Source organism: Alicyclobacillus shizuokensis NBRC 103103, from assembly GCF_001552255.1.
Taxonomy (GTDB): domain Bacteria; phylum Bacillota; class Bacilli; order Alicyclobacillales; family Alicyclobacillaceae; genus Alicyclobacillus_G; species Alicyclobacillus_G shizuokensis.
The window spans coordinates 181,531-197,999 of the sequence record NZ_BCQV01000007.1; the positions used below are offsets into that span (position 1 = coordinate 181,531).

General features: G+C 54.0%; 16 protein-coding genes and 1 pseudogene. All 17 read left to right on the forward strand.

Annotated elements, in window-relative coordinates; genetic code table 11:
• Positions 1-37: 37 nt before the first annotated feature.
• Complete coding sequence (locus ASH01S_RS04470) at positions 38-577, forward strand: prolipoprotein diacylglyceryl transferase (RefSeq protein WP_067924142.1); 540 nt, start codon at positions 38-40, stop codon at positions 575-577.
• A gap of 21 nt (positions 578-598) precedes the next feature.
• Entirely contained in the window at positions 599-2,620 is a 2,022-nt protein-coding gene (locus ASH01S_RS04475; RefSeq protein WP_157066993.1) for a hypothetical protein, read from the forward strand.
• Between the two features lie 5 nt (positions 2,621-2,625).
• A complete protein-coding gene (locus ASH01S_RS04480; protein ID WP_067924146.1) occupies positions 2,626-4,512 on the forward strand; it encodes a hypothetical protein in 1,887 nt (628 codons plus the stop codon).
• 20 nt (positions 4,513-4,532) lie between these two features.
• Complete coding sequence (locus tag ASH01S_RS04485) at positions 4,533-6,326, forward strand: hypothetical protein (protein ID WP_067924148.1); 1,794 nt, start codon at positions 4,533-4,535, stop codon at positions 6,324-6,326.
• Positions 6,327-6,351: 25 nt separating this feature from the next.
• Positions 6,352-6,864: a hypothetical protein gene (locus tag ASH01S_RS04490; protein WP_067924157.1), complete on the forward strand. Its 513-nt coding sequence runs from the start codon at positions 6,352-6,354 to the stop codon at positions 6,862-6,864.
• Positions 6,865-6,875: 11 nt separating this feature from the next.
• On the forward strand, positions 6,876-7,187 hold the full coding sequence (locus tag ASH01S_RS04495) for a hypothetical protein (RefSeq protein WP_067924160.1): 312 nt from the start codon (positions 6,876-6,878) through the stop codon (positions 7,185-7,187).
• On the forward strand, positions 7,184-8,068 hold the full coding sequence (locus ASH01S_RS04500) for an Ig-like domain-containing domain (protein WP_067924162.1): 885 nt from the start codon (positions 7,184-7,186) through the stop codon (positions 8,066-8,068). The genes ASH01S_RS04495 and ASH01S_RS04500 overlap by 4 nt, the downstream gene beginning before the upstream one ends.
• 11 nt (positions 8,069-8,079) lie before the next feature.
• Positions 8,080-8,364, forward strand: a complete 285-nt coding sequence (locus tag ASH01S_RS04505) for a hypothetical protein (protein ID WP_157066994.1) — start codon at positions 8,080-8,082, stop codon at positions 8,362-8,364.
• A gap of 31 nt (positions 8,365-8,395) precedes the next feature.
• Positions 8,396-9,109, forward strand: coding sequence for an Ig-like domain-containing domain (locus tag ASH01S_RS04510; RefSeq protein WP_067924168.1), 714 nt, complete (start codon positions 8,396-8,398; stop codon positions 9,107-9,109).
• On the forward strand, positions 9,109-9,609 hold the full coding sequence (locus tag ASH01S_RS04515; protein ID WP_067924175.1) for a hypothetical protein: 501 nt from the start codon (positions 9,109-9,111) through the stop codon (positions 9,607-9,609). The genes ASH01S_RS04510 and ASH01S_RS04515 overlap by 1 nt, the downstream gene beginning before the upstream one ends.
• Positions 9,584-10,636, forward strand: coding sequence for a hypothetical protein (locus ASH01S_RS04520; protein ID WP_067924178.1), 1,053 nt, complete (start codon positions 9,584-9,586; stop codon positions 10,634-10,636). The genes ASH01S_RS04515 and ASH01S_RS04520 overlap by 26 nt, the downstream gene beginning before the upstream one ends.
• Positions 10,636-11,238 carry a hypothetical protein gene (locus tag ASH01S_RS04525; protein WP_067924185.1) on the forward strand — a complete coding sequence of 201 codons (603 nt, stop codon included), beginning with the start codon at positions 10,636-10,638 and terminating at the stop codon, positions 11,236-11,238. The genes ASH01S_RS04520 and ASH01S_RS04525 overlap by 1 nt, the downstream gene beginning before the upstream one ends.
• A gap of 8 nt (positions 11,239-11,246) precedes the next feature.
• Positions 11,247-14,045 (forward strand): phage tail sheath protein, encoded by a 2,799-nt coding sequence (locus ASH01S_RS04530; RefSeq protein ID WP_067924187.1) that lies wholly within the window; start codon positions 11,247-11,249, stop codon positions 14,043-14,045.
• 67 nt (positions 14,046-14,112) lie between these two features.
• Positions 14,113-14,832, forward strand: a complete 720-nt coding sequence (locus ASH01S_RS04535) for a hypothetical protein (RefSeq protein ID WP_067924191.1) — start codon at positions 14,113-14,115, stop codon at positions 14,830-14,832.
• Positions 14,833-14,903: 71 nt separating this feature from the next.
• Positions 14,904-15,386, forward strand: coding sequence for a hypothetical protein (locus ASH01S_RS04540; RefSeq protein ID WP_067924194.1), 483 nt, complete (start codon positions 14,904-14,906; stop codon positions 15,384-15,386).
• Positions 15,387-15,398: 12 nt separating this feature from the next.
• Positions 15,399-16,166, forward strand: a complete 768-nt coding sequence (locus ASH01S_RS04545) for a hypothetical protein (RefSeq protein ID WP_067924197.1) — start codon at positions 15,399-15,401, stop codon at positions 16,164-16,166.
• A 50-nt stretch (positions 16,167-16,216) separates the two neighbouring features.
• Positions 16,217-16,469 (forward strand): annotated as a pseudogene (locus ASH01S_RS04550) (hypothetical protein); the annotation flags it as partial.

The following is a 16,469-nucleotide window of genomic DNA, read 5'->3' on the forward strand; positions in this document are numbered from 1 at the left end:
CTTCTTGGCGTGACTATTTTCGGAAAGGGGATCTAGTATGCCTCAGTTGAAAATTGGTTTGGCACCCAAAAAGGTCAGCTTCTATGATCCCCTCACCAACACGTATTTGACCCTGAGTGAACCCGTGGAGATCATCAACTTCGATGACTCCACGGACCTCTCAGGCATTTGCCGGGGGCTCTTTTGTCAGCAACCGGCACTTGTGTTGTATGAGGGAAAACTTCCGCAAGCTGCGATCGACGCGTGGAAAGCGAAGTTTACAACGAAAATGACGGAGGGTGGAGCGCTCACTCGAGCGGATGCGATCCAGGCCCACTCCGCAGATGTTGTAACCGCGATGGCGTACTTCACGGATACGGGGGATCCGGTCAAGATTGAGATCCCGACCGAGGCGCTCCAGAAGCAGTTGAAGGTTCAGCAAGCCGGGGAGCCGGAGTCCGAGCCGGACAGTGAGGCGGACAGTGAGGCGGACAGTGAGCCGGAGCCGGCTGGACCTGCGGAGGAGAATGACCAAGAAGCTCAGCCAGCGCCTGATACGAAAAGCAAACGCGGAGGACGTGGACAAAAGGCGGAGTAATCGGAAGGCAGGGACGATGTGATGCTAGAGTCACTTTTCTCAAACCAAGTGCTCGTCTCCTTTTTGGACGTGCCTCTCCCTGTCATTGATCAAAAGCCACTCTCTCGCGGAAATCAAACCTTCAAACAGGTGGCCTTCCCGGGTACCGCAGGCACCTATCGGATCCAGACGATCAATGCGAGCAATCGGCTCACTAATGAAACGATCGTGAAGACGATCAGCACGGGGCTTGCATTGCCAGACATTCACCAGGAACGCTTTCGGATCAAGGCTGTCCTTCGTCAGCCGGCCGATGGGATTCAAGAGTCATACTGGCTGACGATGGACAATCAGGGTTATGACCGTGTTCAGACGCATAACCAGTACCGGATGCGTGGCGTATCGGCCGACGGCATTTACTCCGATTGGGTCTACAGTCCAATGGTGGACGAAACAAGCCGCCTCCTGATCTATCAAATGCTGTATGACCTCATCGACATGATGCTGATGGCGGATGACCAAGCGGTGGATGCTCTGCTGACAACCATCGTCTCGGATACCTTCCGATCCGTCTATGAGGAAATCTCGGCTCGGTGGGAGTGGTTACAAGAGGTCGAGGAATCCATCGCCCAACAATTGAACGAATCCTTCACATTCATTGGCGAGGAATTGTCTCAGGAATTTCGTGAACATCTGATGGGGTCTTTTACCGAGTTTGCGACCTTGCTTCAGGTCTATCAGGTCTTTGAAACGGCCGACTTGGATCTCTCGTCGGTCTTCACTACCATCGTGCAGCATTTTCTTGAAGACCGTCTCGATGACGTGATTCGGGCTTCCGGACTCGAGGTGTTTCTCGAAAACGACGGAAATCTGCAGGTTTTGTTAGACGGCGACTACCATTTGGACATCCGTGGGGAACTCTTGCGGCATGCACTTCATGTAATGCCCCACGACGACTTTGTAGCGCAAATCAATGCTGCAGTAGAATTCATCATAGGACCTTATGTGATGGAAACCGTGGATTACAAGCTGCTCGAATCCGCGTGTCAATCCACACACCAGATGAAATCGGAAGTCCAAGAAATCCTCGAGGCAGGGAAGACGGAAGAACTGGACCTCTTTTTTAACTTAGTCCTCACACATCTGTATATTCCGTCCCTCTGGATCGACCACCGGCTGGCCGAACTGCAAGTGCAGGCCGCGGCAGACGTCGCTTCGATGATACCGGATGACGGGGTTGAAGTCGTGGCGTTTGATGATGACCAAAGTCAGTTTCGGATTTTTGTGCTTCGAGACATCATCGAAGAATTGATCCGGGGCGATCAACTGCCCATGACCGAGCATGAAATAGCGTTGCTGGATCGGTGGTTAGAGTGGTGGGATGAAACACGATGTGCGCTTCTGGATTACAACTTCTATGAATTCCTTGACGTCTTTTCGAGGATGGGCGAACAATTCACCCAGTCCTATGAGAAGTGGATGGCGACTCACAATGAGTCCATGTCGATCGATCCTCGGGAACTGACCCAGTCTATAGCCAGTTTGAAGGCTCAGTCCGATGAGTCGGTACAGATGTCATGGGCGGATGCCGTCACCAGTAAAGGGCGATGGGAAGCCGAGTCACAGGAACCGTTCCCGATCCAAACGGATGAAGGGACGGCCGCCATCCAGACGAAGAAGGCGCAAGTTCTGGAGGATCAAATTTCCGCACTTATCAACGAGAGCTTGTCGGCTCCATCGACAAAGCACTTCGTAGGGTTCGATGAGTATCTTCGGGTGATCTCTGGAGAGGGCGCAGAGATCCGTTTCAGAGACCGTGTGGATGTCTCTGAACCACTTTCCGTTGGCATCTCACCGGCGTTCAACCCGATCTACATGCCGAACCCGACGGATTCGAGGATGTCCGTGATCTATACAAACAAGCAACAGGAGTTCTCGTTCGATCTCTCCGATGTCTATTTCATGCCCGGACGAGAGAAAGTCCAATATGCGCTTGGCGATCTTGGATCTTCCTGGCCGCTTGGCAAGTTTATCCTCGGCAAAAATACGCTCAAAGGGGTGTAACCTGAATGGACCTGAAGACGGTTGAAAAGCTCGTTTCGATGCTTCCGGATGGTCCAAAGAAGAACGAGTTTCTGGCCAAACTGAGGGCCGCTCGTCAACGGAATCAGGGAGGTTTGCACGACACCGTGGAGTATCGACCGGTCGGGCACATTAAGATTGAAGCCATTGACGAAGAAGGGAAAGTCACAGGCGTTCTGGCGGAACAACCGAACCTGGTTGTTCATGGCGCAGAAGAGATTCTTTTGCGGGCCTTTGCCGGTGATCCGGAGCGCTGCTTGTACAAGAACCGGATTCCGAAGACCAATCCGTCTCCGGTGTACTTTGTCGCGCTGCCAGATGGCGTATTCTCGACCACAGACTCGGCAGGGAATACACAACTCAATCACAAGCCGAACACCTTCTGGGCCGCGGTGAATGATGCAGACTTCAACATTACGTATTCGTACCGTCCGATCACCATGTGGATTAAGCAGGTCACGCCGTCTCCGCAGCCCGACAAAGTGGCGTTCCAGATCTATAGCTCGCCGGTCTCTGATGGTATCCCAATTTCGTCCGAAATCTATAGCTCGGCGACCAACATGTTCATTGGGATTGGCGATGGTTTGCGAAAGTCGGTCCCGTTGAGTGACACGCGTTTGACATGGACCGCAGGTTTTGCTGCAGATGCATCGGGGCACATGGTTTCCACTACCGTTGGCGATACGGTGTCCTTTGCTGAAAAGATCAGTAACTTTGCAGTGTCTTACCAGAAGTCCAATACCGGTGGGCAGATTGGCGTTTACATCAACGGCGTGCTGAAAGAGACGATTGAGACGTACGATTCTTCCTTGGATACACCCGTTGAAGAGCAGAAGGTCTACGACAGTTTGGACCCGACCGTCGCGACGAATGTTGAGCTTCGGTTTGCTGGAGCCGATGAATCCATCGCCTCTCCTCAGCTTGTGATCACAGACTTGCAGTGGGATGCTCTTCAGGTCTCAGACGCAAGTCTCATCCATGAGTTCGAGAACTACACGAACGTGTTTGACACGCCGAGCGCCTTCAGTACGACGACGACATCTCCGTTTACCGTTCAGCTTCCAAACTACCCAGTCGATCCGGAATCTGTCGTCGTCACGTACAACAACGTGACACTCACGCAGGTTCAAAAGCAGAGTGACGTGGTGGATGGCACGTACTATGTCGACGGGTTGCACGGCAAGCTGTACTTCTCCCGCGCTCTTAGCCACTTGCTCATCACGTACAACACGACCGGTGAGATCTACAACCTGGTCAATCCTGCGATCTTGACGAGCGTTACAGCAAACAGTCGTCCGGCTTGGGAGTTCGTGCATGAGGAAAAGTATCGACCGACCGACGGCACCATCATCGTTCGGAACCCGGATACGGGCGCCCAATACACGCAGGTTTCCGCGGATACGGCCATGGGCCAGGGCAAGTTCATGATCGACACGGCAGATGGGGCCAACAAAAATATTGGCATCATCATCGACCAGCAGGACCCGGATGGCAACACACCGACCAAACTTGAGATCCTCTTCAAGTCTGTCGATCGCCCGGGCGTTCCGACTGGATATACGCGCCAGGTCATTCAGAAACCCAAATCCGGCGTCGGGTATCCCTGGTACAGCCTCGACAGCGGTTCAGTCAGCTTTGTCACTGAATTTCCGGCAGGCGTCCCGGCCGGCGATGTGACGATTCGAGAGATGATTCTGGCCGATGGTCCGCGCGTGGAGGATGGCATTCCGGGCTACAACAACTATCCGGTTCACACGTTCTCTCTCGTGCGTGTTGGCGAGACTCGTAAAGAATCGACCACTGGGATCCGTGTAACCTGGACGATTACCCTGCAGAACTCTTCCGGACAGCCGTTCACCGGCGGTACGCAGTAATGAGGAGGCGAAACAAGCAGATGAATGCGATGCTTGAAAATGCGCATGTGAACGCCAAAGGCCGCGTGAAGGTGGAACTGTATGACGAACACGGTGTTCTCCAGACCTTCGAGAAAAAGAACCTGGTGGTGATTGGCGCCAATAAGATTATCGGGAAGGTCATGGCCGACCCCGCAAAAATGACTCGAGTTCATCAGACGGACACTGGTGCAACGGCCGGCATGCGCGGCGCCAATGGGTTCTATTCCTTCCAACTCTCCACACAGCGCGAGAGCCTTGGCGTATACGATTTCGATCCAGGCGCGATGAACTCGAATCGGGCCTTCACCTTGCCGGCCAATAACATTCTGTCCATCGACAAGGCAACCGTAGGTGGGGCCGATGTAATCCTGGATCAAGATGTGTACTTGGTGGACGCTGCGGAAGGTGGCATCGAGTTTGCATCGGCTCCGACACAGCCGATTCATGTGGAGTTCCGGTACCGATCGAACCCCTATGTGGAGATGATCGCCGGCACCGAAACGGTTGTGGTCGATGGCGTGACGTTCAAGCGGGGCACATCGCCCTCCGATGCGGCTCGGACGTACACGATTGACTATGGCTTAGGGCAGATCTATTTCGAGTCGGCCAAGTCGGATGTATCCGTGACGTATGACTATAACATCCGATATGGTTTAGCCTTCATGGGCATCGGTGGCAAACCCGACGGCCACCCGGATTATGTCCCCGTGGCTTTTGGTCCATCGGATAAGACCAAGGCGAACATGCCCGAAGAGTTTGCGGATGCACGCCAGCCCATTCAATATCCGTGTGTGGTGTCGGATGGCGATCCAGAAATCGAAGTGTTTCCGACCGTCCCGATCCATTTCGTTTCACAGAACGCCACCGTCATGGTGACGGATGATGGGACTGGAAACCCGACTCGTTCCTACACGGTCCCACATCAAATCAATGGCGTCGATAACCGTGTGCTTCGCCTCACAAGGGTACACAATGCGACGAGCAATGTCGATTACGTCATTGACACCGATGTGGTTCTCACGGACCCCGTAAACGGTGTTGTATCCTTCCAGCCTTCCGCCACGATAGCGGCAGGAGATCAAATTGTCGTGACCTACGACGTTCAGGCCGACAGCAACTACTTGAACTACCAGATGTCCAATGCCCCGATTTTACAGTTGATTTCCGTGACGCATGAGGACAACGAAGGCAACGTCCGGGCCTACAACGTGGTGGGTGGCGGTTTGACGATTGGACAGGGCGACGTATGGCTGCTCAATGCCAATGCTGGCATTGTCCAGTTCAGTGCATCGCCTCATGGAATTCCAGGTCAACCGACACCGCCGACACCGGATACTCCGGGCCAGCTGACCTTCACCTATATGGTGAACTCGGGTACCACCGTGCAGTTTGTGGCGGACTTCCCGAAGGGCGTCCCAGGGCCGGTGCTGACGCCGACCTCAAAGACCCTTGCCGCGACCAACGGCCAGGCTGCATATACGTTGGATTATCCTGTGGCCAAGGATGAGGGCGGCAACCCGATTATTAGCATCACGAAGAATGGTGTGGGGCTGACTCTAGGGACCGATTACACGGTCTCGGCCGACGGGACTACGGTGCAGTTCAATACACCGACCGTCAACACGGACGTCATCCTCGTGAACTACTCGTACCTGGAAGCCACCCATACGATCTACCAAGTCGCGATGTTCACGGACAAGACAGACGGCGAGATGTTCAACATCGCCGGCATTGGCCCGGTCACGAAAGATAACAATACCGGCATGCGGATCACGTGGTCGGTGACCTTCTGATGTGCAAAGAAGGAGGTTGATCTGAATGGCCACGCCCAACTACATGACTCGGATCAGCTTCCTCGATGGGCAAATCCTGCATGACTTTCACTTGAACATCATGCAGTCCAACATTGCCGAGGCGATCAAGTTGAAGACGACGACGGAGCGGTATGATATGCTGCTCCTCATCTCGCCTTACAACTACTACTTTGCGGAGCCGTTCGTAGACACAACCAACCGGGATGCCTCCAGCACTGCAGAGTTAGATACGCTGAGCTTTTCGATCAACCAAGACAGCTGGATCACGCCGATGATGCAACTGCCGGAGGATGCCAGCGAGATCTACCTGCTGTGCAACAAACAAGAGAACCCGGATTACGGCGCCACGGTGTCATTCTTCTATCGAACGAGTTCCACCGGGAGCTGGATTCCGATTGAGCCGGATACACAGACCCCATTGGGTACCACAACCCGGTTCATTCAACTCAAGGCGACGTGCAATTACACCGGCACGGTTCGGCCTATTCTCTATGATTTCTGCCTGATGTGGAAGTAAGGAGGATCGGCATGGCACATGTGGAGCAGCACCCTACGTACCCTTTGTTCCGCAGGAAAGTAGGAGTCGTCCCGGACTTCACAGGGGCGAACTACATCTTTCAGGAAGTGCCGACGCCGGCTCCCGACGGCGTACAACGAACGTTTACGCTGAAGCATCAACCATTGCCGGACTCCGAGATGGTGTTTAAGGATGGCATGTTCATGAGCAGGGGAGACGCGAACGACTACACACTCACGGGGAATCAGATCACCTTCGCAGAGCCACCTCCGTTTGGCTCTGTGATCCTGGTGAACTACCGATATGCGGGGTTGGGTACATGAACTTTGTTTTACGTACCACCCCGAACCCCCTCGCTCGAAACGTGCCCTTGGACATTCAGATCGAAGTGATCTTCATGGTGGACATCGATGTGTCTACCGTGGTTGAAGAGAACGTCATTCTGCTGGATGTCGGCCAACAGGCGGGTGTGCCCGTAGACCTCTCGTACGATCGTCGGGTTCTGACCATCAAACCCAGGGCAAACCTGAATCCCGGTACCCATTATCAGGTGCAGTTGATTGGTGGCAAGGAAGGGTTCCGGGACATCACAGGCAACTACCTGGATGTCGGTTACACCTTTGATTTCTATACCGATCATACCCGCGGGATTGAACCACCCGAGGTCTTTGAACCCGAGGATCTTTCGGAATGGAGCGCGCCGGTTCACTTTCGGTGGTCAGTGGCTGAGAACGCGGACCATTACGAACTCGAAGTATCCCAGAGTAACACCTTCTCTCCAATTGTGTGGAGTGGAGAGGTGCATGACACTGAGGTGACGCCCGTCATCGATTATGAACCAGGTCCGTACTTCGCGCGGATTCGCTCGGTCGATTACAAAGGTCAGAAGAGCGAATACTCGCCGATGATCCGGTTCTATTACACGGGCGGATTGCAGTCCGAGCCTGTCGAACAACTCGTCAGTGAGTTAACGAGTGAACAGCTCTCTGCCTTACAATCGTACTTCGCCCAGCAAGCTCCCTCCAATTCGCTGCATGTGGTTGGCTCGACACCCAAAGACGGGGCCGTTCACGTTGCCCATGACCAAGGACTCATCAACAACTGGCCGAATGCGCTCAAAGAGATTGTCATTGAGTTTGACGATACCATTGATCCCGCATCGGTGGACGGAACGGTCGTATACCTGGTCTCCGATCGGAACTAGACCAAAGCCCTGTGACTCAACAGTTGCAGGGCTTTCCACGTCCATTTTTCGAGTCGCCGCATGACGCTGGAGAATACACGCAAAAGTCCACGATTTTGCTTGAATTCATGACCAACAAAGAGAAAAACAATCCACCGGATATGGATCTCCTGCGCATAGTCGCGATCGGCTCCCTTGGCGCAAATGGAGTGACCATCCTAGGCCGTGTTACACTTGACCTGATAGAAACTGGCCACGATACCAACGTGTATCCAGTATGGATCAAACAGTTCAAGAATCATTTCTTGAACTGGTAACGTGGTGTTGTTGAGAGGACGGTGATGGTGTATGGGACAATCCGACTCGACGGATGTGAATCAGCTCCCTTCGAGTGCGTATGCCTTACCGGCAAGCATTCGGGTGGAAGGCAATAAGCTGATCCTCACGCCGCAGGCGGGTTTTCAGTTCAATACCAACTACACCGTCGTCTTGATGCCAGGGATTAAATCCACCAGCGGTAAGGTCCTCCTCGAGCCTCAGACGATCAACTTCTCCTCGGAGTTCGCTCCCCTGTATACCTCGCCTACTGCTGTGCGACAGATCTTGCGAACCTTCGCCGATAACTTCTCTCTCCAAGAGATCTACGTGGCGATTCGGGATGCAGGCTATAAAGCGCAGAACCTAACCGGGCGATTCTCCGATCCGAACGATCCTCGTTTCCGTCCGATCCTGTCGATGTATGTGGAGTATTTCCCGGCCACACGCTTTTGTGCGTATGAGGCAGCACGGACGCTCCTCAGTTCGCTGCTCCTCAAGATGCTTGAAGATCCCATGCTCGTGGACATCGGGACGAATGTGCAGGTCTCCTTGGGCGACTTTCGAGTCGCAGAGTCTTCCAATACCGACGCCTTTCAGGCGGTTGAGGAGATGCTCTCCCAAATCGACCGTGAATTGGTCTACTGGAGAGACGCGCTCATGGGTCGCACCAAGCGTGGATATGCGAAGCCGCAGTCGGCACAGTTCCGGACCGCGAGCGGATCCCCGACATCGAGGGACTTCTGATGTTTACATTTGAGAATGTCCCGGACATTCGACAGATCATCGGGCAACTGTTTGATCGTTTTAGCTACAAGATCGTCTACGTTCGGAGAAACCGCAAGTTCAAATGTACCTGCTACTCCGAGCGAAGTGGTGAAGGAGACCCATCCTGTCCAAAGTGCTTTGGGACCGGAAATGTGGTCACAATTGAGACGGTACGTACACGGCGCCGGTTTCAGACCATTCCTGAAACGCTCCCAGGTGCCGGGAAATATACATCCGCGGGTACGTTCTCCATTCAGGCCTATGTCTACTACTTCGAAGCCGGAACGAATCCGCAGATGGGCGATTTGATTCTGGAGGTCGATTGGGACCAAGACAAACCCATTGGCGTCCGGGAGAAACTCTACATCTCCACGATCCAGACCATGCAGGAATTTGAAGGTAATCCAGCCTTCTATCAAGTCTATGCCCGTTCGAACTGGAAGGGGGATGCGGATGACATCGCCCTCTCCGAGCATTAGCTATCAGCAGCTCCCCTTTGTGTACGTCGAGCCATCCATCGAACCCGGAAAGCAACTGGTGCTTGCTGCGGCCTCCGAACAAGGCGATCTGTATCAGCCTATGGAAGTGACCAATCCCGATATGGTGACGCGCCTTTTTGGATCGGGGCCCTTGGTCGACCGGTACAAAGAGATGGCGAACACAGGGCTCACGACTATGTATGTGATGCGGATCGAAGATGGCCAGTTCGAGAAGGCATTTCAAGCACTGGCGCCCTTTGTTTTTGACCTGGCCTATATCGATGGGCTGTACTTTCACACTCACCCCGATGCGATTCAACAGTTCATTGAGTTCGCCAAGGAACGGGAGTATGAAGGCCGACTGATTCATGGAATCTTTGATGTTCCAGGCCTTTCAACCTATGCCGACCTCCGGGGTATCTTTCCGCAAATCGCGTCGCTGACGATCCCCGTTTCCGATGGGGTCGATGAGACCGGGAAGTACATTTCGGTGGTGGCGGATCAATTCAGTGACGCAAGGGCCGGCGCCGTATATGCCGCGCTGGTCGCCAGCTTGGATCCCCAGGTCAGTCCGGTAAACAAGCCGGTGACGGCCACACTGCAGAGTGAGTTCACGAATGACCAGATTCTTGATCTTCGAACCAAAGGTGTCGTGTGTTTCAGGAACTCGATCAAAAAAGGTCTGGTCTGTACCTCCTCGACCTGCGCGGTTGCCACCGAAGGCAGTGTCCATCAACACATCTCCAACTTTCGAATCGCCCAGCGTTGTATCCAAGCCATTGCGGAACAACTGGAACAGTTCATTGGACGCTTGGGTTCCTTTATACAGACGGATCAACTGGAGTCCATCGTCGAAGCCGCCCTCATGCAACAGTTGAAGGATGGCCTCATTCGAGACTACCGCTATGACATCCGCATTGACCGTCAAGACCCACGGATCTATGTGATCCACACCACCATCGAGATTGTCCCCTTATTTTCCGTCCATTCGATGACCCAAACATCTCAGGTGCAGGTGAGAATTTGATGCCGCTACGTGTGACCAACGAGTATCTGGACACTCGACTTCGATCGGACAAACCGATCACGGTGCTTGGCTTTATCGATGAACTGAAGCGCATGTGGGAGGCTGCTGGGAAGAAAGGCAAGATCGTGCGAAAAACGCCGTTTTCCGACGATGCCGAGTTCCCCGTGATTACGTTCCACATGCTCCGGCGGCTTATTAGCCAGCAGTACAAAGACGTCAAGCCGCGCTACCGGGACACGATCGAACATCCCTATATCCCTGGCGAGCTGATTGAGCTGAGGGGCCAGATGTTCGAGGTTTGGCTCCAGTTCACCGTCTACTCGCAGTCTCAAGAAGAGGCGGATGAACTCGTCGAGGAACTGGATGACTTTCTGAATACCTACGCCGGTTACTTCAAACGGATGGGGGTTCATGAGATCCGGTTCTTTGCCCAAGAAACCGATGATGTGGACACGTCCTACCGCTTTCCGTTGGCGGTTAGGCCTGTTCAATACACGTTCTACTTCGAGAAGATCACACCCGTCTTCTTGAATCGCATTGCACAAATTGCAGTTCAAGCCAAAGTTCATCATTCCCCAGATGAACTACAAGAGAAGGAGTGAATCTCAGTATGGCAACCACGTCTACGAACCCGTTGGACCAGTTTCCGAACCTGCCTGGTGTGAAGGTCACGTATGAAGACGGAAATCTGCTTTCCGGTACGGTCACTCAGGCGAATACGGGATCCGTGCTTGTCATCGGTACAGCGGTGGACGGTCCGGTTGGACAACCCGTTTCCGTGAACACCATTGGTGGGGTCAAAGTCGCTGACAAACTGTTTGGTGGGATCCTGGACCGGAAGACCAAGCTGCCCAATGGCGCGAGCCTCATTCGGGCCATGTATGAACTGGATCAGATGGGATGTGAGGACATCCGCTTGCTGCGGATTAACGGACGCTACGCCTATACGGAACTGAAGGCGCAGGACATTGCTCGCACCTTTGATCAGTTCCTGGATTATGCGGCCGGCAACACGGCGTTCTCGGTGGATCTGAATATCCCCGATGGCAGTCAGTTCGTTCAGGTCACGAAGGTGGAGCAGCTTGAGGGCGATGGGACTACGCTGACGATGAATCTGGCCGATGTGATGGACTACACCGATAGCTCCAAGAACCCGGTCAAAGTGTTCTTCTTGGCCAACAAGATGCGTCCTGGCAATGAGGTCAAAGTCAGCTACGATGTCGAGAATCGGACCTATACGCTGGTTCCGAGGTCGGATACGAATGGCGTGCCGGATTACAGCGATCCGGACTACACCCTGACGCGTGATACGACCAACAACCACTATTTCTATAGCTCGAAAAAGAACTGGTCGAACCAGCTCATCTCCGGGCATATTCCTGTGGTGACGGTCATCGACAACAACACGAGCCAGGTCTACACGGTTTCTTCCGTGCTGCCGGACGGAACCTTCCTGTACCGTGTCGGTAACGGTGCCACGCCGGATCCGCTGCACGATCCTTGGTCTGCGGCCGATTACCAGCAAGGCGGTATCTTCTTCACCTCGGCGTATGATGATCAGGTGAAGGCAGGTGCCTATCCGGACATCACCGGGAACGTCACCGTCCACTGTGAGTACGCTTGGTACACCTCCTCGATGGCTTCTGAATCCGCGACACAGACGATCCCCGGCACGGCTTCGACCTATACGCTGGATCGCACCCCGTTGTCCGATGACTTTAATGTCTACTACCTGGACGGCAACAACAACAAGGTCCTGTTGCAAGCCGGGAAGGATTACGGCTTTAGCGCTCTGGATCGGACCGTGACCGTCAATGCGGGTGCCGCTCCGGTTGGTGTTCGCTTGTATGCGTCGTATAAGACCATGCAGCAGACGGCGGACAGCCCGAAACTGATGGTCAAGGGTAAGTATCCGGGTTCGGTCTATGGCCGGTTGGTGGATCCCTACGACCAGAAAAGCATCACCGGCGTGCAGATCGAAGTCCAGGTCGACACCGATCCCCGGAATGTGACCGGCAACGACAAGGTGATCATCATCACCAAGCCGGACGAGAAGCGCACCTCCTATAAGGATATTCAGATCATCTATCGGACTCTGGACATGCCCAACATCCGGACATTGCGTGAGTTCGTGAACTACGTGAATAACGACGCTCGCAACAATGTTGTGACGCTCGAATGTCCGAATGAATTTGGAGATATTCCGGTTCAAGGTCTCTTGCCGACGAACGGTCCCATCTTCTTGGGGCAAGAATCCCCCGGCGTGATGCATGAAGATCCGTCTTACGGTCCCACGGATCCGGCCCGGTTTACATGGTTGGGTGATGATGGACTGTTTGACGTGACGAACCAGGAGGATATGCAGCGTCTGTATGAAATCCTCGGCGGCAAGTACGAGGTCGACGAGAACGGCGATGCGACACTTGTTCAAGAAGGCATCTACAGCCTGCTTCAGAACTATGTCGTCGACGAGATCCTCTTGGTGGATGCGTACGCCAATACCCTGATTGATCCGGCCGATACGTCCAAGAACTTTGCCACACAGTTGGCTCAGCACTGCGCCGTTGTGACCGCAAAGACTTGGGAGACGATCGGTGTCATCGGGGTGGCTCCGGCGCCGAATGCGGACTTGCTCAGTGTTCAGGAATACGTGAACTTCCTGAGCGGACAGGTGCAACCGACCCAAGATGACCGCGACCGGTATGCGCAGTACGGCATCAACCTCGACTTCAACAACGAGCATTACCTCTATGACGAAGGAACTGGCGACATCATCCTCAGTGACTCCGGCGAACCGCTCGATGTCGGCCGTTACGTCCAGGTGGTGTTTGGTCCAGAGGTTGGCTTGACCAACCAGTACCTCGGCAACTATGTCACGAACGGTGCTTCGCTGTATGCGGCTCTGATTTCGAAGTTGCCGATTGAACAGTCCACGACCAACCAGCCGATCGACACCATCCAGGGGCTGCGCTATGACCTCTCTGAAGCGCAGCACAACCTGCTCTCTGGCGCACGCTACGTGGCGTTCCAGAAGAAGCAGAACATCAGCACCAATGGCTTGACCTCGAGCTTTGTGGTGAAGGATGGCGTCACGGCGGCCCTGGCGACCTCCGACTACAATCGCCTCTCGACCCTCCGGATTGTCCATGCCGCGGTGCAGATGGTGCGTAAGCAGGCAGATCCGTTCATCGGCTTGCCGAATGGTCTGGCGCAACAGAATGCGCTCAGTGCCGAGATCCAGGCCGGACTCGATGCGCTCAAGTCGGCCGGTGTCCTGCAGGCCTTCTCGTTCACCATCTACAGCTCCGTACAGGACGATGTCCTCGGCAATGCCTTTATCACCCTCGAACTTGTGCCGCAGTTTGAGACCCGCCGGATTAACACTTCCGTGGTTCTCCGAGCTGCGTAATGTCCTTTGCAAACCGGGGGTCGACATGACCCCCGTCCATTCTTGAACAGATAAGGAGTGAGTGTGTATGGCAGCTCCGAATATGGAGGAATACATTCGCACATTCAGTTCGTTCTCGGGCGCCGACATTGTTGCGACGTTCAATGGTCGCGTCATTGGCGAGCTGCAGGCCATTTCCTACAGCGTGACTCGCGAAGTCGCCCCGATCTACACGATGGGATCTCCGGATCCTCGGAGCTTTAGCCGAGGCAAACGAGGCATCTCTGGAACTCTGATTTTCACGACGTTTGACCGTGACGCTCTGATGGCCGAGATGACCAAGGATTATTCTGGGGCGCCGCCGCTTCAGACCTATCAGCAGTTCAAGGCCAATGCCGGACAGATTGAGAATGACTTGCTCAATGGTCTGCGTGCCACACAGGGCGGCTATGGCATTGTGTCCTGGGACGAGCAAATGACTCGACTTGGTTATGGTTTGGCTGGCAACAGCTTCAATGCCGACAACCTGACTGGGTTCTACGTACCTGAGTATGCCGACCAGCTGATGCCGTTTAATATCTCGATCACCGCAGCCAATGAATTCGGCCAGCGTGCCGGGATGGAGATCTACGGCGTCCAGATTCTCAATGAAGGGTCTGGCTTCTCGGTCGATGACGTCGTGACGGCGAAGGCCTACACGTTTGTGGCCCGCAAGGTGACCCAGCTCACGCCGAAGGAAAACCTGCGGAGTCAGGGTTCCGCTAGCCCGACCCCGTCGGCCGGCGACTTGTTCGGTTTCCGTCTGTAATCCACCAAGCCAATGTGAAGGGCAGCAAGTGGGCTGCCCTTTTGTACATAAGGGGCAAGGAGGGGAGTGCGGTGAGCAAGCACTTTGGTGGATACTCAAGGACCTTTACGTCCTATTCAGGCGCAGACATGGTGGCCTCCATCACGGTTCCGGGACAGGGGCCCGTGGTGTTTGGTGAACTTCGATCGATCTCCTATTCCGTCTATCGAGAGAAGTATCCGGTTCGCGCTCTGGGACGCGTGAGTATGAAAGGCTACACGCGCGGCATGCGGACCATCAGCGGCATCATGTCCTTTATGGTGTTCGATGAAACCATTGTATACCGCTGCATGGAAGCGATCCGGGACCAGGGTTACAAGATTCTGATGGACGAGTTACCCATGTTTGATGTCACGATTTCGTCCATGAACGAGTTCGGAGACAAGAGCCGCCTGACCATCTATGGCATCTCTACCTACATGGAAGGGCAGGCGATGACGATTGACCAGATCTACACCGAGAATGCGTTCCAATTCTATGCGCTGGACATCGATCCATTGACCCGCGTGGAGTAAGGAGGTGTCTCAATGGGAAACTTTGTATACGTCAAGAAGCCGGCGCCGGTCGGAAACTTGTATCAGCGCCCAGAGATCCATACGGAGTACCAGATCTTCTCGGAAGACTATTTCTCCTATGCCGACGTCAACATCTACTTTGGAGATATCTGGGTCGATGAGGCGACGAGCTTCTCCTTTGTCTTGCAGGAAGAGGTCCTGCCGATCTACGGGTATCACTCCTATACCTTTGACACCATTGCCCGAGGGCGACGCATTGTTTCAGGCACCTTCAGTATTAACTTCAAGCAGACCGGCTACTTGCAAGCGATCCTGGAGAATGCCCTGGCGATTCAATATGCCGTCGACCAAGCCAAACAAAACGGAAAGATTCCGCAGGATTATTTCTCGAAGCACACTTTAGATGAGTTCTTGCAGGAGAACGACTATGAGAGCTTCGACCAGTTGGCCACGCAGTTCGAGGACGCTCTATGGGGGACGGCACCGGATAAGAATAATCTCTTATCGCCACTCGATGGACCCTATTTCCGATCGGACGCGTTTGGCTTTGACATCAAGATCAACTATGGCGCGGTGAGCGAAGCGATGGACCCCAACCGAAAGCCGTACTTCACGGCGATACGGCATGCCCCCAAAGCCAACATTACGGTGGAGACGGTCAATGGAGTACAGATCGTCTCGTACCAAAAGGAAATGTCCACGGCTCAGGAAGGCATGCCAATCCAGGAGGTTTATAGCTTTGTGGCACGGGATGTCAACGGACCTTTATACGTCCGATAGCCAATGATATAATCATCCATGAAATGCATTACACAGGAGGGAAAGTGACGATGGATGAGCTAAAGGAACAGGAGCGAGTTTCAGAAGATCAAGAACCCGAATTGCAGTATGGATATACGAAAGAAGAGTTGGAGGCGCCTGTCTTTGAAGGCGGCCCCACACGTCTTGAAGTGGAGCAGTGGAAGGAAAAGTACGGAGCGATCTACTTCACACCCTTTGAGGATGAGGTCTTTATCTGGCGAACCCTGACCCGGCCGCGATACCGACAGATGATTCAAGACAAAGACCTGACCACCATGGACC